Source organism: Nocardia sp. NPDC023733 (genome assembly GCF_040639775.1).
In the GTDB taxonomy this organism is placed as follows: Bacteria; Actinomycetota; Actinomycetes; order Mycobacteriales; family Mycobacteriaceae; genus Nocardia; species Nocardia rosealba.
Map to the genome: position 1 here is coordinate 93,642 of NZ_JBFAAN010000006.1, position 18,554 is coordinate 112,195.

Genomic DNA, 18,554 nt, shown 5'->3' on the forward strand with positions numbered 1-18,554 from the left:
GACCGAGTGGGCATGGGTTCGGCCCCGGCGAGCACGGTCTCCGAAAGGTGAGATCCGGCGGCACCGTCCGGCACAGCGTGGACGCGAACCCTTGCTTCGTAACTCACAGACCTGTCTCCACCAGCAGTGCGGGCGCGATGTCCACCGGGAAGGTGCGCGCGATACGGAGGTTGTCGTTGTAGGCGACCTCGTGGACGGTTCGGCCACGAATGTCGTTGACATAGGCGCGGTTCGGATCCACCTGGAGCACCGGCTCGCCCTCGACCGGGCCGGTCAGTGCGACACGTGCGGTCTCCGAACCGGTTTCGGGGTCGAGCCCGTGCAGCACACCGTCCCGGCTGAGGACGAGCACCGCGGACCCCTCACCGGCCGTGTTCACCGCGACCGCGTCGGCGATCGGGATGTGCTTCCAGGTCTTCTTGCGTACGTCGAGGGTCCACACACCGGTGCGTCCGGCGAGCGCGGTCAGCGTCGTGCTGCCGGGTCGATGGGTGAACGCGGTCGCCCGATCGGCGCCAGGCTCTGGATAGCCGACCTTCTCGGCGACGAACGCACCGTCGCGCTGGGCGACGATCAAAGCTCCGTCGGCACAACCGAATACGACTCCACGCCGGGTGACGGCCTGACCACGTGGCTGCGGGCACGAGCCGGGCAGTGGCTCACCGGACACACCGTCGCGCCCGCGCACCTCCACTCGTCCCGCCCCGTCGGCGACGACCAGCTTCTCGCCGTACGGCAGCGCGATGCCGTCGATCCGGTGCGGCTCACGGACCTGCCCGTCACCGAGCGCCACCCGATCGAACACCAGCGTGGCACCGGAATCGAGCACCACCGTCGACACCGCCGGATCGCCATATGCGGCGACAACTGCACCCGGCGCCGCGATGCTGCCGACTTCACGCACCGGGGCGCTGTAGTAGTGGCGGTGATCGGCGTGGTCGACGGTCCATCCTCCGCTGTCGACCACACGCACCGACCCACCGGCACTCAGGAATCCGAACCGACCGTCGCCGACCAGGGCCGAGCCCTCTGGTGCAGCGGTATTTTCGCGTCCGGCGAGTGTGGTGACCTGCTCGGTCAGCAGATCGATCACCCGGATGTCACCGGTGGCCGGATCGCTCACGACCAGCCGGGTCTGCGCCTCGCTCATCTCCTCGGCCCCGGCGACATACCCGTGCGGCGGCTCCTCGACGATCACCGGTTCGGTCGCGGCACACCCGGCCACCGACACCGCGGCCAACGCGGCGACACCGACCTTCCCGAACCGCTCCCGCAGCGCCGAGACGACCGCCGACACGAAGAACGACCCGACCGCGACGGCGGCGATCGTCGCCCCGGCCGCCGTACCCGCGTGCCAGGAGACGACAAGCCCGGCAGCGGTGGAGAACCCACCGATCAGCGCGGCGAGCACCATCACCACCGGAATCCGGTCCGACCAGTACACGGCGGCGGCGGGCGGCGCGATGAGCAGCCCGAACACCAGCAGCGTGCCGACCACGTGGAAGGAGGCGACGATGGCCAGGGTCACCAGACCGACGAGCGCGACGTGCGCAGCCTTCGGATGCAGCCCGAGTGTGTGCGCCTTGCGCGGATCGAAGGTCAGCGCGACGAAAGCCCGATGCCCGAGCACGGCGACAACCAGCGCGAGCCCGACGGCGGCCACGAGGTACCACAGGTCGACAGTGCGCACCGCGAGCACATCACCGAACAGGAACCCCGTGAGGTCCACGGCGAACGACTGCGAACGCGACACGATGATCACACCGGCCGCGAGCATCCCGACGAACAACAGCCCGATCGCGGTATCGGCCGCGAACCGCTTACTCCGCGAGAGCACCGAGACGCCGAAAGCCATCGCGGTGCAACTGATCGCGGCACCCACGATCAGATTGCCGCCGAGCAGCGCCGCCACCGCGACACCGGGCAGCATGCCGTGCGCCATCGCGTCACCGAGAAAAGCCATGCCGCGCACCACCACCCACGTTCCGGCCAGGGCGCACACGCAGGACACCAGCAGCCCGCCCCACAGCGCCCGCTGCACGAATGCCACCTCGAACGGGGCGATCAGCCACTCCATGGCAACGGACGATATACTGAAAACGATTATCGTTTCAAACGAGGTGAGATGCAACACACAGCAGACCCGGCGATCCGCATCGAGGACGTCACCGCCGGCTACGGCCGCATGCCCGTGCTGTCACAGGTGACGGCGGCGATCCCGCGCGGACAGGTGACCGCGATCGTCGGACCCAACGGTTCGGGGAAATCGACGCTGCTCGGCGTCCTGGCGGGAACGGTGCCCGTCCGGTCGGGCACGGTGCACCGCGAGACGACCCGGCGACCCGCCTTCGTAGTGCAGCACACCGCGATTCCCGCGGCGCTGCCGATGACGGTGCGCGAGGCGGTGGCGATGGGGCGCTGGGCGCATCGGGGATTGTGGCGGCGGCTCACGCGGGCCGACCGCGAGATCGCGCAGGCCTGCCTGGAGCGGATGGACCTCACGGCCCTGGCGACACGGCGCCTGGACACGCTCTCGGGCGGTCAGCGTCAGCGCACACTCCTGGCCCAGGCGTTGGCGCAAGAGTCCGATCTGGTCCTGCTCGACGAGCCGGCGACCGGACTGGACGACGCCGCGCGCGCCGAGATCTCGGGTGCGCTCACCGAGATCGCGGCCGGTGGGGTCACCGTGGTGCAGGCGACCCACGACCCGGCCGAAGCCGCACGCGCCGATCATTGCCTGCAGTTGCGCGACGGCAGAATCCTCGCCGGGGGTCCGCCCGGCGAGGTACTGGGGACCTTCGGCTACCAGTCGGCTTCGGTGTAGCGGATGATGCCGCGAATGTTCTTGCCGTCCAGCATGTCCCGGTAGCCCTGGTTGATCTCCTCGAGGGAGTAGCTGCGGGTGACCATGTCGTCGAGATTGAGCTGGCCGGCCTTGTACAGCGACAGCAGCCGCGGCGCGTCTTGGCGGGCGTTGCCGCCGCCGAAGATGCAGCCCTTCACCGTCTTCTGCAGCATCGAGAGCAGGAAGCTGTTCATCTTCACCTCGCCCGCGTCCATGCGGCCCATGGAGGTGACGACGAGCGTGCCCGCCTTGCCGGTGAGGATCAGACCTTCCTCGACGTAGTCGCCGTGCATCTCACCCATGGTGAGGATGACCTTCTCGGCCATCCGACCCTCGGTGGCATCCATCAGCGGCATGATCGCGGCGGCCATGCTCTCGTAGGTGTGGGTGGCGCCGAACTTCTGCGCCTGCTCGCGCTTCCACGGATTCGGGTCGATGGCAACGACTTTCGACGCACCACTGAGCACCGCGCCCTGCAGCGCGCTCATCCCCACGCCGCCGATGCCCGCGATCACCACGGTCTCGCCCGGCTGGACCTGGGCCACATGGGTGGACGAGCCGAAGCCGGTGGGCACGCCGCACCCGACCAGGCAGGCCACCTCGAACGGAATGGTCGGGTCGATCTTGACCACCGAGGTGTGGTGCACCGTCATGTAGGGGGCGAAGGTGCCGAGCAGGCACATCGGGATGACGTTCTCGCCGCGCGCCTGGATGCGGTACGTGCCGTCCGAAATCGCCTGTCCCATCAGCAATCCCGCACCCAGGTCACACAGCGCCATATTCCCGGACACACATGACGGACAGCGTCCGCAGGCCGGGATGAACGAAAGGATGACGTGGTCGCCCACGGCCAGATCGCTCGGGCAGTTCGGCCCGAGCTTGGTGATCACACCCGCGCCCTCGTGGCCACCCATCACCGGGTAGCCGGGCATCGGCGTGGCACCGGTGACGATGTGGTGATCGGAGTGGCACATGCCCGCTGTTTCCATGCGGATCTGCACCTCCCCCGACACGGGGTCGCCGACCTCGATCTCCTCGACCGACCATTCCTGGTCGACGCCCCACAGGATCGCGCCCTTCGTCTTCATTACGATCGACCTCTCGCCAAGCAGTGCCTCGTTGTGACTGCTCCCACCCTACGAACTTTCGGCCGATTCTGGAACACGTTCTAGAAATCTGGTGAAGATTTCTCTATCCGCGCACGTCGTGGACGTGGTGCTCGAGGTCGTGCAGGAAGTATCGGCCCAGCGAGGCCACGGTGAACAGCGATCCGTCGCTGCGGGCACCGCGCCAGTCGAGCCGATCCGCGGGCACGGCAGCGAAGGCCGCGGCCACCTGCTCGGCATCGGCGGACAGCTCTTGCGCGACCGCCGCCGGGTCCTGCTCGTTGTAGCGGTCGGCGACGGCGGTGGCGTCTTGATCCCAGTTCTCGAATCGCGGCGTCGTCGCGCCGTCGCCGTCCAGCATCAGCGCGAGCCGGTTGTCGAAAATGCGGCAGACATCGCGCACGTGGGCGGCATATTCGAGGACCGACCAGGTCTGCGCGTCGGGCCGCACGCGCACGTCGTCGCGATCCAGCGCCGAGGCGATGTGGGCGGCAGCGGCCCGCGTCCGGTCGGGCACCTGCTCGAACGCGATCGATGCGGCGTCGTATCCGCATTCGGCGCAGGGCTTTTCGAGGACCCAGGTCCAGTCCTTGGTATCAGGCACGATCATGTCGCCAAGGCTATGGCGTCGCAATCTTGACGTCCATTGATATTCAGCCAATGATCGTCGAGATCCGGGCATCAGTCGATCAGCTTGCGCGCCTTCTCGAACAGTTCGAGGGTCACCGCGTGCAGGAAGTCGCCCACCTGCTTGGGCGCCTTGCCGGCGAAGGCCCGGGCGTGGGTGCCTTCGAGCACGATGCCGAGCTTGAAGCAGGCCAGCACCTCGTACCAGGTGACGGCGCGCAGGTCGCGATCGGAGAATTCGGCGTAGTGCCGGATCATCTCCTCGGGCGTCGGCAGGCCGCCGACGGTGCCGAGAGTGCCCATCAGCCCGGCGCCGACGGTGCCGGGTTCGGGGCGGGTCGCCAGTTGCCAGCCGAGGTCGAGCAGGGGGTCGCCGATGGTCGACATCTCCCAGTCGACCATGGCCGCCACCTCGGGGCCGTCGTAGTCGAACATCATGTTGGCCAGGTGGCAGTCGCCGTGCATGATGCCCGGTGGCGGGTCGGCGGGACGGTTGCGGTCGAGCCAGTCACCGACCCGCTCCACGTCGGGGATCTGCGGGCCCGGGTAGCCCTCGTTGGCGGCGTAGGTGTCGAGTTCGCGCAGCCAGCGCGGCACCTGACGTTCGAGGAAGCCTTCGGGCCGGCCGTAGTCGGCCAGGCCGAGCGCCAGGTAGTCGACGGTGCCGAGGCGCGCGATGGCCTCGATCGCCGACAGCCCCATCCGCCTGCGGATCTCCGGGTCGTTCGCGTGCAGCTCGGGTAGTTCGGTCTGCGGATTGAAGCCGCGGATGGGTTCCATCAGGTAGAAGACCGCCCCGAGCACCGAGGGGTCGGTGCAGGCGGCGATCACCCGTGGGGCGCGGATCTCGGTGCCGTCCAGCGCGGTGAGCAGACGGGATTCGCGGGCGATCACCTCGTTGCTCTTGGCCCGCAGGTGTTCGGGTCCACGACGCAGGACGTATTCGCGGCCGCCCCGGGTGAAGCGGATCATGATGTTCTGGGTGCCGCCGCCGATCGGGCTGACCTCCCCGATCGTGTCGCCAGGTAAGCCCTGCTCGTCCATCCAATGTCCGAGCGCCGCGAGATCCGGTTGCGAAACAGCCATGGCGCACATTCTGCCCCGAACCGCGTCCGGCGTAGGGTTTTGGCCACGATGCGCACGCTGTTGATCGATAACTACGACTCGTTCACCTACAACCTCTACCAGCTCATCAGTGAGGTCAACGGGAGCGAGCCAGTCGTCGTGCGCAACGACGAGGTGGGCAGCGTGGGCGAACTGGGCCTCGACCGATTCGACAATGTCGTGATCTCGCCGGGGCCGGGCCGTCCCGATCGGCCCAGGGACATGGGGATTTCGACGGCGGTGCTCGAGCAGGCCGAGTTGCCACTGCTCGGGGTGTGCCTCGGGCATCAGGGCATCGTGATCGGGGCGGGTGGACAGGTCGGTCGCGCCCCCGAGGCGCGCCACGGTTACCTCGATCGGGTCGCCCACGACGACCGGGACCTGTTCGCCGGGTTGCCGCAGGACTTCACGGTGGTGCGATACCACTCGCTGGCCGCGCTGCGCCCGCTGCCCGACGTGCTGGAGGTGACGGCGACGACGGGCGACGGTGTGGTGATGGGTGTGCGGCACCGCGAGCGGTCGCAGTGGGGTGTGCAGTTCCATCCGGAGTCGGTGTCCAGCGAGTTCGGGGCCGCGCTGTTGCGCAATTTCGCCGATCTCACCAAGGCTCGGACCCCGGCGGCCGCGCCGGTCGTCGTGCGTGGGCCCGAGGTACCGTCGGATCCGCCGACGAGACGGTTCGTGTTGCGGCACAAGGTGATCGAACGGGCGATCGATACCGAGGCGACCTTCCTGCGTTGCTACGGCGACTCGGCGACCGCGTTCTGGCTCGACAGCGAGCACGTCGAACCGGGCCTGGACCGGTTCTCCTTCCTCGGGGACGCGGCAGGACCGCACGCCGAGATCGTCGGATACCGGGTAGGCGACGGCGCCGTCACGGTGACGGATGGCGCGGGCACCCGAACCGTCGCGGGCACCGTACTCGACTACCTGGACCGCGAACTGCGCGCCAGGCACTGCGAAACACCGTTGCTGCCTTTCGATTTCGCGGGCGGTTATGTCGGCTATCTCGGCTACGAGGTGAAGGCCGATTGCGGGGCGCGGGCCGTGCACCGCTCCCCTACCCCGGACGCACAGTGGATTTTCGCCGATCGGTTGGTCGTGGTCGACCACGTGGCGGGCCGCACCCATCTACTCGCTCTCACCGATCCGGGTAGCGAAGCGGCGGGTGCGGATTGGCTCGGTACCACCGAGTCCGCCCTCGCCGACCTGCCGACCTGGAAGAATCCCGTCGACCTGCGTGTGCGCGCCGACCCCGACGCGGTCCAGGCGCATCTCGTGCGCGGCCGCGACCGCTATCTGGCCGATATCGCCGTGTGCCAGGAGCGGCTGCACGCGGGTGAGTCGTACGAGATCTGCCTGACCGATGCGGTGGCGGTCGCGGCGGGCGAGGACGACGGCCTGGCCTTCTACCGCCGCCTGCGCCGCTGCAATCCCGCGCCGTACGCCGCCTACCTGCGGTTCGACGGTCTCGAGGTGGCGTGCTCGTCGCCGGAGCGATTCCTCAAGGTCGACCGGGACCGGATGGTGGAGAGCAAGCCGATCAAGGGCACCGCACCGCGCGGCCGGACACCCGCCGAGGACGCGCGGTTGCGTGACGCGCTGGCCGCCGACCCGAAGACGCGCGCCGAGAACCTGATGATCGTCGACCTGTTGCGCAACGATCTCGGGCGCGTGTGCGAGGTCGGTTCGGTGCACGTGCCCGCGCTCATGGTCACCGAAACCTATTCCACCCTGCACCAATTGGTATCGACCGTCCGCGGCACCCTGCGCCCGGGGGCGGGTGTGGTCGACTGCGTGCGGGCCTGTTTCCCGGGTGGGTCGATGACCGGGGCGCCGAAACTGCGCACCATGGAAATCCTCGACGAGCTGGAAACCCGGGCGCGCGGGATCTATTCGGGCACCATCGGCTTCCTCGGGCTCGGCGGAACCGCCGACCTCAATATCGTCATCCGCACCGCGGTGCGCCACGACGACGAGTGGACCATCGGCGCCGGCGGGGCGATCGTGCTCGATTCCGACGCCGAGGACGAGTACGCCGAGATGGTCCTCAAGGCCGCGGCGACCTTCCGCGCACTCTAGCGACGTCGGCGCTTCTCCGGTTCCGGTGGTGGTTCCTCGCCGCCGCGCCCGGTGAAGCGGCCGATCAGACCCACACCCGGCAGTTTCGCGAGGGCGCCGAACAGGTCCTCACCCAGCGAGATCATCGCCTCGAGGCGGGGCAGCAACCGGTCGTAGGTGGCGAACACCGGGTCGGCGAGGGCGAGCGTGCGATCGAGGCGGTCGATCGTGCTGTTGAGCCGGTCGACCGCGATCGACAGGTTCTCCACCAGATCCGGCAGCTGCGCGGCGAGTTGCGCCGAGGCCGGTGGCAGCCGTACCGCCGCGTCGAAGGCGTAACCCGCCGTCTGCTGCGCCGCGTCGATGGCCTGCCCCGCCGCCGACTGTGCCGCGCCGACCGCCGCCTGCGCCGCCGACAGCAGCTCGGCGCCCGGCACCCTGCGCGCCTGCGGCGGCACCGGTGGTGGTTGCGGCGTGCGCCCCCGCTTCTTCGGGTTCGTCATGTCTCCACTGTGCCCCACGGCGGCCGCGTGCGCAGGGAGGAGCCGCCGTGTCCGTCAGTTCTGTCCGGCCAGCACGACCGGTCGGCCGAATCGCGGTTGCACCGGGCGGTTGGTGTGCGGGAACAGCGCGCGATAGTGCTCCACATCGGCGATCGCGACCGGCGCGGGTTCGCGCAGCACGATCCAGCGCACCCCTTCGGTGCAGGGCGGCGTGGTGAGCGAACCCTCGTAGCGGAACTGGGCGAACCCGGTCGGCAGATACGCGCGCGGATCGATGCTCGTCACCGTCCTGGTGGCACCCACCCGATCCGGTGCCGCCGCGAGTACCGTCCCCAGCGGCGCCGAGTCCGGCTGCGCGCGCAACAGCACCGCGAGTACCGCGAGCCTGCCTGCCCGGTCCGCGTGCACGAAGTGCAGCTCCATCGCCGCTTCCGCCCCGTCGACGGTGTGCTCGCTCGGCAGGTGGAAATGGAACTGGGTCAACTCGAACGCGCTCCCGTCGACGACGATGCGGTTACCCGAGCCGGACGCCACGTTCGCCTGAATCGTGTGCCCGTTGTTCACCACCTGCACCGAGGACATCGGCCGGTACTCGATGTCGATGTGTTCGTCGGGATGCAGTTCCGTATGGGCGGGCAGATCGATCGGCGACTGCGCGTGCCCGCTGCGGCAGGTCACGAACCGGCTGTCCAGATCGGCCCAGTGGTCGGGCCCTTCCGCGTCGTAATCCCAGTGCACGTCAGTGTGCGCTGCCTGCCCCGACCCACCGCATCCCGCCACCGCGAGCAGCGCGAGCGCGGCAAGTGCTCCCCGTCGGGTGAGTAAGTGACCATTCGACATACCGACCAGCTCCTCGTCAGCTCGGCCGTCGGCACCGAACGCGGCGGCCCCCAAAATGTCCGCTTTGCACCGAATATCCCTATATCACAACGGATTTCGTTATCGAGCGGACCCCAACGCTAAACCTCTGAGGATGGGTGAAACCAGGCCCGGTCCTGCGAGATGGCTCACACTCACCGAGGTGGCCGGGGCGGCGCTCCGGCAAACCGTGTCGGACCTCCGTGGCATCATGCGAGGACCATGGAACTACGCAAGGGCGCGAATTCGCCGGTACCGACATCGCTTCTCGCCGTGGTTGTTTCATGGCGGGGAGCGCAGGCTGTCGACGCCCACGCACTCCTGGTCACCGAATCCGGTCTGGTCCGCACCGACCGCGATTTCGTCTTCTTCAACGCCCCTCGCCACGCCTCGCAGGCGGTCACCCTCGACCAGGAACCCGAACCGGGTACGGCTCGGCTGAGCATCTCCCTGCCCCGCACCGAAGCCGATATCGCCCGCATCGTCGTCACGGCATCAGTGGACGACACCACCTTCGATCGCCTCGACGACCTCACTCTCACCGTGCACGCCGCCGACGGTCCGGTCGCCCGCTTCGCCGTCGACAGCATCGAGGACGTCCAGGCGATGATGTTCGGGGAGTTCTACCGGCGCGACGGTGGCTGGCGTTTCCGTGCGATCGGCCAGGGCTGGGCAGGCGGGCTGCGAGGGCTGGCCGTCGAATTCGGCGTCACGGTCGACGAACCGGCCTCCGTGGGCAGAGCCGACGAAGGCCGCACCGGCCGGACCGGTGCCGAGTTGTCCGGCGCGCCCGCCCTGACCCGCCGTGTCATCGATACCCCGCCACCGCCACCGGCGGACCCCGACCTGGCCGACTGGCATCCCGACCCGGACGCACCCGACCGCCTGCGCTGGTGGGACGGCGACGAATGGACATCGAGCGTGCGCCCATATCTCCCGCCGACCCGGGGCCACTGCGCACGCTGCGGTAATACCTTGCGCCGCAAGCTGTTCGGCGGTCACGCTCCGTGCAAGACGTGTGCCGCCGAGATCGACGAGTTCCTCACCCACTGGCGCAACCGAGCCGTGCGGGTCCTCACCGGCCCCGGCACCCGATCACCGGAGTGGACACAGGTGTGGGCGTCACTGCGGTTCCAGCGCATCGATGAGGAACAGGGCAGAGCGTTTCTGCGCGAGGACGGCCTCACCCAGGTGGAGCGGATGGTCGCGTTCGCGTTCGCCGACGGTGAGGTGTTCGCCGATGAACTGGACGCGTTCGAGCACGTCGTCGGTGAGCTCGACCTGGGCGGCCCCATCGTCGACGATCTGCGCAGGCGAATGCACCGGGGCCGCACCCTGTCACGGCTGCGTGCAGGCGAGCTGCCTGCCGTCGACACACCGGGCCTGCACCTGGACCCGGACGAGCGCGTCCACCTGGACCTGCCCGCCGTGCACATCCGGATGCTCGCGCGCGGTCCACGCCACTCCGAGGGCAGGCTGATCGGCAGCTCCAAGAAGCTGCGCTTCGTCGGCGACGGCACCGGCGTCGAACTGCCCTGGTCCCGGGTGGTTTCGGTGCACCCCGAACACGGCACCGTCGTGGTGGCCGCGACCTCCGCGCGCGGCGGCGCGACCTTCGGCGTGGCCGACCCGGACTATGTGGCGGCCGCGCTCGAAGGCGCGCTGCGCGTGGCCAAACGCCTGGTCCTCACGCCCGGGCAGCGCGACAGCCGCAGCATTCCCCAGGACGTGAAGGCCCTGGTGTGGCAGCGCGACGGTGGCGCCTGCGTGGAATGCGGCGACCGGCACTACCTGGAGTTCGACCACATCATCCCGCTCAGCCGGGGCGGCGCGACGAGCGCGTCGAACCTGCAGATCCTGTGCCGGGCCTGCAACCGGGCCAAGGGCGCGCGGATCTAGCTGCCGAGAACCGCGTTCATGATGGTGCCGCCGCTGGTGGCGACCACACCGCCGATCATGGCACCGGCGATCATCTTGGGCGACTCCATGGAGCTGCCGTTCCACTTCTCCCAGGCAAACTTTCCGCCCGCGACGGTGATGGCCAGAATGCCCGAAAGAATCATGAACCAGGTGAGGTACTGGACCATCTGCATGATCTTGTCCGAGAGCGGCGGTGCCTCCGGCGTAGGGTTGCCGACCTGCGCAAACGTCGTGACGGTGTCGGCCATCGACGTCAGAATGATGCTCATAGCCTGCTCCCCTTTTCCGCGTATAGCGAACTACGTTCCAGCGCTGCCGTATTCGGACGAGTTCCAGGATACGGCCGCGAACCCCCAGCGCACCAACAAAACCGATCGGTTCTGTCGAGGGGGTGGCTGCGACGCCGCGCCGGACGGGATACCATCGGCCACAGCAGTTCATCGCCGTTCCCCCGAGTTACCGAGTGAGCAAACATGATTCTGGCCGCTGTCGCCGATACCTTGGTCTTCACCGATACCTTGGCCCAGATCGGCAATCCGACACCCGAGGCGCCGCCGCTGTCGGAGAAGCTCTTGCAGATGGTGCGTTACTTCACCTGGTTCGTGCTGCTTTCGGGCATCATCGCCATCACCTACGCGGGTGGCAAGTTCGCCTGGGAGAAGTGGACCGGCGGTGCGATGCAGTCGCCGCGGATGGTCGCGGGCGCGATGATCGGCGGCGTGGTCGCCACCAGCGGCGGCACCATCATGAACGCCATGATCTGATTCCTGTCCGCTCGGGCCGGTCCGGATGAACCGGGCCGCCTCGACCGGCAAGGATTCCCGACCCGGGTTCTGTTGTGGTTCAACAGGACCCGGGTCGCTTCAGCTGGGCTCTACTGTGTCGGCACATGGCAGCAACCTCCTTTCTGTCAGCCGGGCGGGGCGGCTAGGTGTAGAGCTTGTCGACGAACGCGTAGAGGTTCTCCACCACGCGCTCGGCCTTCTGCTCCACGGTCAGATCCTCGCGGTACCGGCTGCCCATCGAGGGCTTCTTCTTGTTGCGGGCGTACAGCGAGCACGCGAGATCGGTGCACATGTAGCTGCCGATCGTGTTCCCGCGCCGCCCCGATTCCCCGGCCTTGTTCGCCGTCATCAGCGAGACCCCGCCGCCGGTGTGGCTGGTGAGGCACAGCGCACACATCTGTGTCTTGCTCGAACCACCCGTCTCGTGGCGCAGCGCGATACTCACCAGCTTGCCGTCACGCGGCACGGCGATGTAGCAGCGCCCCGCGTAGGAGGGGTCGGTCCAGCCGAGGAAGTCGAGATCTTCCCACGGACGTTCGGCCAGGTCACGGGGGACATTGAGACGTTTGGCGTCACCTTTCGAACAGTTGACGAACGACGCTCTGATCTCGCGTTCGGTGATGGGTTCCATCGCATTCCTCTCGGTAGTCGAACACAAAACGTAGCCACGCTAACGAGTTGCCGACCTGCTGACAACCGAGTTTCTCCAGCTCACACGGCCTCCGTGCCCCGGCGGCGATCCGGCCGCCGGGGCATCCGCCCGGTCACGCCACGGATTCGAGGACCGGGTAATCGGTGTAGCCGGTCGCATCGCCACCGTAGAAGTAGTCCTCACGGAACTGGTTGATCGGCGCGCCGTCGCGCAACCTGGCGACGAGGTCGGGATTGGCCAGGAACGACCGGCCGAGCGAGACCAGGTCGGCGCCCGCGGCGAGCAGTTCCTCGGCTGCGGACCTGCCGCCGTCGGCGGGCAACGGCGAACCCCAGCCGAGCACCGGGTTGGCGATCAGCACACCGTCCCAGCCCGTCCGGATCTGCTCGAACACCGGGGTCCGCGGGTCGGCGAACACCACGTGCAAGTAGGCCAGGCCGCGACCGCCGAGTGCGGCGACCAGCGCGGTGTACAGCTCCTCGGTGTCGGATTCGACGATGTCGTTGGCGCCGACGCCGGGTGCGACGCGCACCCCCACTCGCTCCGGTCCGATCGCCGCGGCCACGGCCTCGACCACCTCCACGGTGAACCGGATGCGGTTGTCGACGGTGCCGCCGTATTCGTCGGTGCGCTGGTTGGTGTTGTCGGACAGGAACTGATGCAGCAGCATGCCGTTGGCGCTGTGCACCTCCACGCCGTCGAACCCGGCCGCGATCGCATTGCGGGCCGCCTGTGCGAAATCCTGAACGGTGCCGTGGATGTCGTCGATGCTCAGCTCCCGGGGAATCACCGCGTCCTTCGAGCCTGCCGCGGTGCGGATCGGCGTCGACAGCCGCACCGGTGAAGGGGCGACCGGGACGGCACCGCTGTTGTCCGGATGCCCGACGCGACCACCGTGCTGCACTTGCAAAAAGGTCCGCCCACCCGCCGCGTGGATCGCCTCGGTGATCCCGCGCCAGCCGGCGACGTGGGCATCGGTGTAGATGCCGGGGATGCCCGCGAACGTGATGCCCACCTGGTTGGGGCTGGCCGCCTCGGCGATGATCAGACCCGCGTCGGCCCGCTGGGCGTAGTAGGTCGCCATCAGTTCGGTCGGGCTACCGTCCTCGGCCGCCCGGTTGCGCGTCATCGGCGCCATCACGAGCCGGTTGGGGAGTTCGAGAGCACCGAGAACGGCCGCGTCGAAAAGGCTGGGTACTGCGTTCTTCGTCATGCGGATACGGTAAAACTTGACATTGGTGTGAAGTTCAAGTCGATGTGTGAAAGGCCTGGTGGCGCATGCGAATCGGGGAGCTCGCGGCGCGGACCGGCGTCAGCGAACGGTCACTTCGCTACTACGAGGAGCAGGGTTTGCTTGCCTCTGACCGAACCCCGGGCGGCCACCGTGACTATCCCGATCTCGCCGTGGACCGGGTGATCCACATCCAGGAGCTCTATGCGGCCGGGCTGACCAGCAAGAAGATCGGTCAGATCCTGTGCTGCATCCGCGACGCCGACGGCCGCGCCAACGAGAACGCCACTCCCGAACTGATCGATGAACTCTGCACCGAACGAGCCCGGATCGACCGCACGATCGCCGACCTGATCCGCTCCAGGGACGTCCTCGACGACGTCATCGCCCGAGCCTCGGAGGACATTCCCGTCGCGGCGGAATAGTCATCGTTACCGGACGATTCCGACCGCTCGGGCGGCGCGCAGCCAGTCCGGGAACTCGCTGAGCAGGTGTCGGTAGAGTTCGGCGTCGTCGAGCTGGTCGATGTCGGGGACGGCGAAGAAGCCCGCGTTGTCGACCACCCGGCCGTCGAGTTCGTCCAGGGTGCGCAGCACACCGAAGTTGGCGGGGCCGAGTCCGATGAACTGCCAGAACGCGGGCAGGTGGGCGGCCTCGCGCATGAGCGCGGCGATCTCGCGTTTCTTGGCGAAGCCGCCGTCGGTGAAGAACAGGACGAGTGTGGGCCGGGTGCTGCCGTGCAGGGTGTCGATCACCGCGCGCATGATCGGCAGTTCGTCGTTGCGTCCGCCGAGGCTGCCGTAGTCGATACCGTCGTGGGTGCCGTTCAGGTGCAGATAGGTCTGCGTCCAGCGCTCGGCATCGGCCACGGTGATGTCCGGGAGTTTCGCGTAGGACAGGGCGTAGAGGTAGGCCTCGAGGGTGCCGTCGTCGTCGAGCTGGGTGGCGACCGGAATCATTCGCTCCACCACCCGGTGCACGGTTCCGGCGCGATACATCTTCTGCATGCTGCCGGTCTTGTCGATCACCAGCACAACCCGCGCCCGCGTTCCGAACGCGCTCTTGTCGATGAGGATCTTGGCGACTTCCTGCTTACGCATATCCAGCTTCTGCCGTTTCTCGAACGACAGCGCGTGCTCGCCGGGCACCGTCCTCGGCGCCGCGACGACTTCCGGTTCGTCGTCGACACTCACCCCGTGATCGGTGACCAGATCGGCGAATCCGCCGGCATACCCTTGCCCGACCGCGCGCACCTTCCACTGCTCACCCCGGCGATACAGTTCGAGCGCGATCACCACCGTTTCTCGATCCAGGCCCTCGATCACGTACTCGCACAAAGTATTTCCGGCGGCATCGGCGACAACCGCGACCGGTGCCGATCCGCTCCCGAAGGTCTGCCCGTCGGCGGTGATCACCGCGCGGATCTGCGCGATGTCACCCGCCACCTGGGCCAGCCTGACGTGGAGTGTCGCACCGTCCAGACGGACCCCCTGGGCCTGGGGTTGATTGAAGAACACGAAGTCGGCATCCGTTCGAACCTTGCCCACCTCGGTGACCAGCAGCGCCGACAGATCCGCCGCCACACCACCACGCACCGACAGCCTCACCTCCCCCGCCGCCAGCCCCAGGTTCTGCCCCTTCACCAGCACAGCAGCCATCGCACGCCCCTCATCTCGCACCCGATGCCCCACACCCTAGGCCAAACCCGTCAGCCACGGACGAGGTCCGCCGACGCACGTAGCATGAGTACTCGACCTCGAGATCGGGAGGCGCAGGGTGGATTTCACCATCGCGTACCTGCAATACGCCGGTCCGGATCGCGGCGGATCACTACACCGAACTGCTGATGGTGCGGGTGGCGGGACCTGCTGGCGACAGCGCGGGCTGAATCATGACACCGAATGAGCGCTTCCTCCGGCTGGGAGCCGATCACCGGCGGCAGGTTCATCTGTCGCTGTGTGCCGATGTCCTTCCGACGTGGACCGATTATGTTCGGGGCAAGCCTTCCGCGCTTCGCTACCGCGACTCGGTGGTCGGGATGCGCCACCACGTAGACGTCGAGCTTCCGATCGATGCCCTTGGGGCTGCTCGGGCCGGCGTGGACTTCGCGAATATCAGCAGCCGCTATCTCGAGCCCATAACCGCACTGCAAGACGACGATCTGACCTTTCCCGATCCGGTCGAGTTCGCCTACTACGCCATCTACAACTGCTTCCGCAAATACGTCTCGGGTGAGGACATCGCGGACTGGCTGATCGTCAACCAGGCGTTGGCGGTGCACGATCCCGGTGAGGCGGCGCAACGTCTGACGCGCGCTGTCGACGGCGTCGATCCCGTCACGGGCGAGGGTGTGTCATCCGGCGGGTGACACAGACGGTTCGTCTGTTACCACCTGACGGTGCTCGTACCAGATCGACGGGACGAGCGATCCGTTCGGCAACCGTTGTGCTCGCCGGTCCTTTTCCATCGCGCCGATCTTGTCGCAGATTCGCCGCACCGCGAGATTCGACTCGGAGGTACCGATCTCGACGGTAGAGAGTGTCTGCCAGGGTGGGGAGGGAGGAGGCGCGAAGCGCCGCAGCTCAACGGCGATGTTTGCACCAACTGGCCGGGATTCGTCCCGGACCTTCTGCGCCCCGGACGAATCCCGCACGAACCCCGGATGTTTCCCGGACATGTCCGAACGCCCATCACATCCGTGTCCACAATCCAAGCAGACGAGGGCAGTCCTGCTCAACCTTGCCGCTTATCGCCAGCGAGATACGTACGCTGTACCCAACATCAGGAGCTCTCTGAGGACGGTGAGGGTGGGCAGGACGTTTCCCCACGGGGGATCGGATTGTGCGAGGCAAATGTCACTGGGAGCACACCCCAGACAGCGAGCGCGCCTTAGCGGAGCTTCACGGCCGCGACCCGTTTACTCACGGCGATATCATCGGGCAGATCGAGGAGTCCGAGCATGCTGGTCTAGGGGCCAGCAGTCGGTATTCCGAGCCCGGAAACTACCGGTGCCCGCTGGCGTTCGCGCCACGAGGCGTAGTTGATCCGCCCTGGCTGGGCGAGTTGAAGGCCCTGCAGATTAAGGGCAGGGTCGAGTGGCGACTGTACTTCGGGGAGCCGACGAACCACCAAGATCACGTGGTTGGTATCCATCTGAGGGATAGCAAGACAGGCCTCATGAGCACCTTTAAGGCCCAGGAACGGCAACGCTTGCACATCAGGAAAGCCATGGCCTACCTGAAGTCCTACTTCAAGCAGAACGGCTATGCGTGGGCCCCGTTTCCTGATTCGTAAGCCCAATGCACCTAACATGTTGGCCAACTCCGTGCCGTAACTCTACGTTGTTGCGTTACAGTGCAACGATGTGGCACAGGCAAAGCAAAGAACCTCCGATAGACCTGGGTAGCCCACGTCACACCCGCAACGCGATGAACCTCACGCAGGCACGTCGACGGCTGCTCCTTGACCTGATCGGCATCCGCAAGCGACGCGGCTACAGCCAAGCGCAAGTCGCCGAGGCGATCGGCATCAACCGATCCGGCATCTGCCGCTTCGAGGCTGACATCGCGACCAGCAACCCAACTATGGACGTAGTGCTCCGCTATGCCCACGCAGTCGGGGCGGCTGTTGATATCGAAGTTCGGATGCTGGAGGATGCGCCGTCCCCACCCATCAGTCGGTCCGAAGTTACCTTGTTCGTTACGACTCATACATTGCCAGCTGCAGCCACTGTCCCCACACCTGTTGCCGAGCAGCTCACGGCCAGTGGCAAGTCCGCTGTCGTCGGACGGGTTAAGCGTCAGGTGAGGACATGGTGACAAGGTTGGCGGAACGCGCCACCGGATGCAGCCTCCGCTGGACAGAACGGTCTATCAAGCGCCAGCCGGACAACGAGCAACTCGACCTGCCAGATTCAACACCGGTAGTCATCGAGGTGAACGCCAGTGGTGGCATCAGTGAGAAGAAGGGCGCCCCCTACCTAGACGCCACCGTCGACTTGCAGCTGAGCGGGAAAGACGTGGAGCTCAGGTACGTGTTTACATGCAGGTTCTTTTTTGAGGCGGACACCGAGCCGCCAGCTTCCGAGGAAGCAGTCGATTTCATGCGTCAGCACGGGGCCAGCTACACCTTGGGTTTTGTGAACGCCGCCCTGGCACATGACACACAACTGTTCGGGCTGAAGCCGATGACACTGCCGGTTCTGGCGATAGAAGACATAAGCGCTGCAGACCCAGTCGCGGACCAACCCGAGCCCGAGGACTGACCCAGGCCACCCCGGTTTGCGCGGCGCGGGTGATCAGCCGCAGAGGGCGCCATCCAACCATCAAATCGAGTATCTAGGGATACTATATTTCCACAGTTCAGAACGGTGTTAAACGCTCAGGAACTTTCTAACCCGTTGCTGATCAGCCCACACCTGCGGGTCGTCCGGATCGAGGCTGGCGTCGATGAGCGCTTCGCGGTCGACAGAGTCTCTTCCCATACTCAGGTTCGACGGCAATCAGCCGTCAGCGGTGCCGCAGCGAGCCAACTGTCCGCTGATAATGACCTCACCCGCAGTGTCAAGGCCACGGACGGGCACCACTGCTCGACGCCAAGGCGCCCACGCCAGTTCGCGGTCGTAGGTCAATAATCTCTTGGTGTACATGCGCTGCACTGGCCCAATCCGGCTGATCGCTCACACGACATATGCCGACCAGAGGCCAAATGTGGGGCGGGTGGGGCTCGAACCCACGACCAGCGGATTATGAGTCCGCGGCTCTAACCGACTGAGCTACCGCCCCTGACCGCGGTCTCCGCGGGCGAGTCGCATGGTACCCGGTGGGTTGCGAGATTGACCACTCGTGCGGGGGGTGGCGGAC

General features: G+C 67.0%; 18 protein-coding genes and 1 tRNA gene. 8 read left to right on the forward strand and 11 right to left on the reverse strand.

Features of this window, described 5'->3' with window-relative positions:
- Positions 1-103: 103 nt before the first annotated feature.
- Positions 104-2,077, reverse strand: a complete 1,974-nt coding sequence (gene aztB, locus AB0F86_RS22555; RefSeq protein WP_356985072.1) for a zinc ABC transporter permease AztB — start codon at positions 2,075-2,077, stop codon at positions 104-106.
- A 48-nt stretch (positions 2,078-2,125) separates the two neighbouring features.
- Here aztB and aztA point away from each other — a divergent pair, with 48 nt between their 5' ends.
- Positions 2,126-2,824 carry a zinc ABC transporter ATP-binding protein AztA gene (aztA, locus tag AB0F86_RS22560; protein ID WP_356985073.1) on the forward strand — a complete coding sequence of 233 codons (699 nt, stop codon included), beginning with the start codon at positions 2,126-2,128 and terminating at the stop codon, positions 2,822-2,824.
- Here the strand turns inward: aztA and AB0F86_RS22565 are convergent.
- The 3 genes from AB0F86_RS22565 to AB0F86_RS22575 all read right to left on the reverse strand — a co-directional run bounded on the left by AB0F86_RS22565 (position 2,803) and on the right by AB0F86_RS22575 (position 5,673).
- The gene (locus AB0F86_RS22565) at positions 2,803-3,933 is read right to left on the reverse strand and encodes an NDMA-dependent alcohol dehydrogenase (RefSeq protein ID WP_356985074.1); all 1,131 of its coding nucleotides are present in this window, start codon (positions 3,931-3,933) and stop codon (positions 2,803-2,805) included. The genes aztA and AB0F86_RS22565 overlap by 22 nt on opposite strands.
- A gap of 103 nt (positions 3,934-4,036) precedes the next feature.
- On the reverse strand, positions 4,037-4,561 hold the full coding sequence (locus AB0F86_RS22570; RefSeq protein WP_356985075.1) for a DinB family protein: 525 nt from the start codon (positions 4,559-4,561) through the stop codon (positions 4,037-4,039).
- 71 nt (positions 4,562-4,632) lie between these two features.
- Complete coding sequence (locus tag AB0F86_RS22575) at positions 4,633-5,673, reverse strand: phosphotransferase family protein (RefSeq protein WP_356985076.1); 1,041 nt, start codon at positions 5,671-5,673, stop codon at positions 4,633-4,635.
- Positions 5,674-5,712: 39 nt separating this feature from the next.
- Here AB0F86_RS22575 and pabB point away from each other — a divergent pair, with 39 nt between their 5' ends.
- A complete protein-coding gene (pabB, locus tag AB0F86_RS22580) occupies positions 5,713-7,764 on the forward strand; it encodes an aminodeoxychorismate synthase component I (RefSeq protein ID WP_356985077.1) in 2,052 nt (683 codons plus the stop codon).
- Here pabB and AB0F86_RS22585 read toward each other — a convergent pair.
- Together AB0F86_RS22585 and AB0F86_RS22590 are read right to left on the reverse strand one after the other, a co-directional pair.
- Positions 7,761-8,246 carry a hypothetical protein gene (locus AB0F86_RS22585; protein ID WP_174550357.1) on the reverse strand — a complete coding sequence of 162 codons (486 nt, stop codon included), beginning with the start codon at positions 8,244-8,246 and terminating at the stop codon, positions 7,761-7,763. The two genes, pabB and AB0F86_RS22585, sit on opposite strands and share 4 nt — an antisense overlap.
- A gap of 54 nt (positions 8,247-8,300) precedes the next feature.
- Positions 8,301-9,086, reverse strand: coding sequence for a carbonic anhydrase family protein (locus tag AB0F86_RS22590; RefSeq protein ID WP_356985078.1), 786 nt, complete (start codon positions 9,084-9,086; stop codon positions 8,301-8,303).
- Positions 9,087-9,326: 240 nt separating this feature from the next.
- On the opposite strand from AB0F86_RS22590, the gene AB0F86_RS22595 reads away from it, so the two are divergent.
- Positions 9,327-11,003, forward strand: coding sequence for a TerD family protein (locus AB0F86_RS22595; RefSeq protein ID WP_356985079.1), 1,677 nt, complete (start codon positions 9,327-9,329; stop codon positions 11,001-11,003).
- On the opposite strand, the gene AB0F86_RS22600 is transcribed toward AB0F86_RS22595, so the two are convergent.
- Positions 11,000-11,293: a hypothetical protein gene (locus tag AB0F86_RS22600; RefSeq protein WP_067487178.1), complete on the reverse strand. Its 294-nt coding sequence runs from the start codon at positions 11,291-11,293 to the stop codon at positions 11,000-11,002. The genes AB0F86_RS22595 and AB0F86_RS22600 overlap by 4 nt on opposite strands.
- Before the next feature lie 204 nt (positions 11,294-11,497).
- On the opposite strand from AB0F86_RS22600, the gene AB0F86_RS22605 reads away from it, so the two are divergent.
- Complete coding sequence (locus tag AB0F86_RS22605) at positions 11,498-11,788, forward strand: hypothetical protein (protein ID WP_067487175.1); 291 nt, start codon at positions 11,498-11,500, stop codon at positions 11,786-11,788.
- 163 nt (positions 11,789-11,951) lie between these two features.
- On the opposite strand, the gene AB0F86_RS22610 is transcribed toward AB0F86_RS22605, so the two are convergent.
- Entirely contained in the window at positions 11,952-12,440 is a 489-nt protein-coding gene (locus AB0F86_RS22610; RefSeq protein WP_356985080.1) for an FBP domain-containing protein, read from the reverse strand.
- A gap of 133 nt (positions 12,441-12,573) precedes the next feature.
- The gene (locus AB0F86_RS22615; protein ID WP_356985081.1) at positions 12,574-13,674 is read right to left on the reverse strand and encodes an alkene reductase; all 1,101 of its coding nucleotides are present in this window, start codon (positions 13,672-13,674) and stop codon (positions 12,574-12,576) included.
- A 65-nt stretch (positions 13,675-13,739) separates the two neighbouring features.
- Between AB0F86_RS22615 and AB0F86_RS22620 the strand changes: the two genes are divergently transcribed.
- A complete protein-coding gene (locus tag AB0F86_RS22620) occupies positions 13,740-14,117 on the forward strand; it encodes a MerR family transcriptional regulator (RefSeq protein WP_181698013.1) in 378 nt (125 codons plus the stop codon).
- A gap of 6 nt (positions 14,118-14,123) precedes the next feature.
- Here AB0F86_RS22620 and AB0F86_RS22625 read toward each other — a convergent pair whose 3' ends face one another.
- Entirely contained in the window at positions 14,124-15,350 is a 1,227-nt protein-coding gene (locus AB0F86_RS22625) for a VWA domain-containing protein (protein ID WP_356985082.1), read from the reverse strand.
- 233 nt (positions 15,351-15,583) lie between these two features.
- On the opposite strand from AB0F86_RS22625, the gene AB0F86_RS22630 reads away from it, so the two are divergent.
- From AB0F86_RS22630 to AB0F86_RS22640, 3 genes are all read left to right on the forward strand, one after another.
- Positions 15,584-16,060, forward strand: coding sequence for a hypothetical protein (locus AB0F86_RS22630; protein ID WP_356985083.1), 477 nt, complete (start codon positions 15,584-15,586; stop codon positions 16,058-16,060).
- A 1,060-nt stretch (positions 16,061-17,120) separates the two neighbouring features.
- Positions 17,121-17,510, forward strand: coding sequence for a helix-turn-helix transcriptional regulator (locus AB0F86_RS22635; protein WP_356985084.1), 390 nt, complete (start codon positions 17,121-17,123; stop codon positions 17,508-17,510).
- Positions 17,504-17,956, forward strand: coding sequence for a hypothetical protein (locus tag AB0F86_RS22640; RefSeq protein WP_356985085.1), 453 nt, complete (start codon positions 17,504-17,506; stop codon positions 17,954-17,956). The genes AB0F86_RS22635 and AB0F86_RS22640 overlap by 7 nt, the downstream gene beginning before the upstream one ends.
- Before the next feature lie 446 nt (positions 17,957-18,402).
- On the opposite strand, the gene AB0F86_RS22645 is transcribed toward AB0F86_RS22640, so the two are convergent.
- Positions 18,403-18,476 (reverse strand) — tRNA-Ile (locus tag AB0F86_RS22645).
- Between the last annotated feature and the right edge of the window lie 78 nt (positions 18,477-18,554).

Coding starts and splice junctions, on each gene's coding strand:
- aztB (WP_356985072.1), bottom strand. CDS start 2,077: ATGGAGTGGCTGATCGCCCCGTTCGAGGTGGCATTCGTGCAGCGGGCG.
- aztA (WP_356985073.1), top strand. CDS start 2,126: ATGCAACACACAGCAGACCCGGCGATCCGCATCGAGGACGTCACCGCC.
- AB0F86_RS22565 (WP_356985074.1), bottom strand. CDS start 3,933: ATGAAGACGAAGGGCGCGATCCTGTGGGGCGTCGACCAGGAATGGTCG.
- AB0F86_RS22570 (WP_356985075.1), bottom strand. CDS start 4,561: ATGATCGTGCCTGATACCAAGGACTGGACCTGGGTCCTCGAAAAGCCC.
- AB0F86_RS22575 (WP_356985076.1), bottom strand. CDS start 5,673: ATGTGCGCCATGGCTGTTTCGCAACCGGATCTCGCGGCGCTCGGACAT.
- pabB (WP_356985077.1), top strand. CDS start 5,713: ATGCGCACGCTGTTGATCGATAACTACGACTCGTTCACCTACAACCTC.
- AB0F86_RS22585 (WP_174550357.1), bottom strand. CDS start 8,246: ATGACGAACCCGAAGAAGCGGGGGCGCACGCCGCAACCACCACCGGTG.
- AB0F86_RS22590 (WP_356985078.1), bottom strand. CDS start 9,086: ATGTCGAATGGTCACTTACTCACCCGACGGGGAGCACTTGCCGCGCTC.
- AB0F86_RS22595 (WP_356985079.1), top strand. CDS start 9,327: ATGGAACTACGCAAGGGCGCGAATTCGCCGGTACCGACATCGCTTCTC.
- AB0F86_RS22600 (WP_067487178.1), bottom strand. CDS start 11,293: ATGAGCATCATTCTGACGTCGATGGCCGACACCGTCACGACGTTTGCG.
- AB0F86_RS22605 (WP_067487175.1), top strand. CDS start 11,498: ATGATTCTGGCCGCTGTCGCCGATACCTTGGTCTTCACCGATACCTTG.
- AB0F86_RS22610 (WP_356985080.1), bottom strand. CDS start 12,440: ATGGAACCCATCACCGAACGCGAGATCAGAGCGTCGTTCGTCAACTGT.
- AB0F86_RS22615 (WP_356985081.1), bottom strand. CDS start 13,674: ATGACGAAGAACGCAGTACCCAGCCTTTTCGACGCGGCCGTTCTCGGT.
- AB0F86_RS22620 (WP_181698013.1), top strand. CDS start 13,740: ATGCGAATCGGGGAGCTCGCGGCGCGGACCGGCGTCAGCGAACGGTCA.
- AB0F86_RS22625 (WP_356985082.1), bottom strand. CDS start 15,350: ATGGCTGCTGTGCTGGTGAAGGGGCAGAACCTGGGGCTGGCGGCGGGG.
- AB0F86_RS22630 (WP_356985083.1), top strand. CDS start 15,584: ATGACACCGAATGAGCGCTTCCTCCGGCTGGGAGCCGATCACCGGCGG.
- AB0F86_RS22635 (WP_356985084.1), top strand. CDS start 17,121: ATGAACCTCACGCAGGCACGTCGACGGCTGCTCCTTGACCTGATCGGC.
- AB0F86_RS22640 (WP_356985085.1), top strand. CDS start 17,504: ATGGTGACAAGGTTGGCGGAACGCGCCACCGGATGCAGCCTCCGCTGG.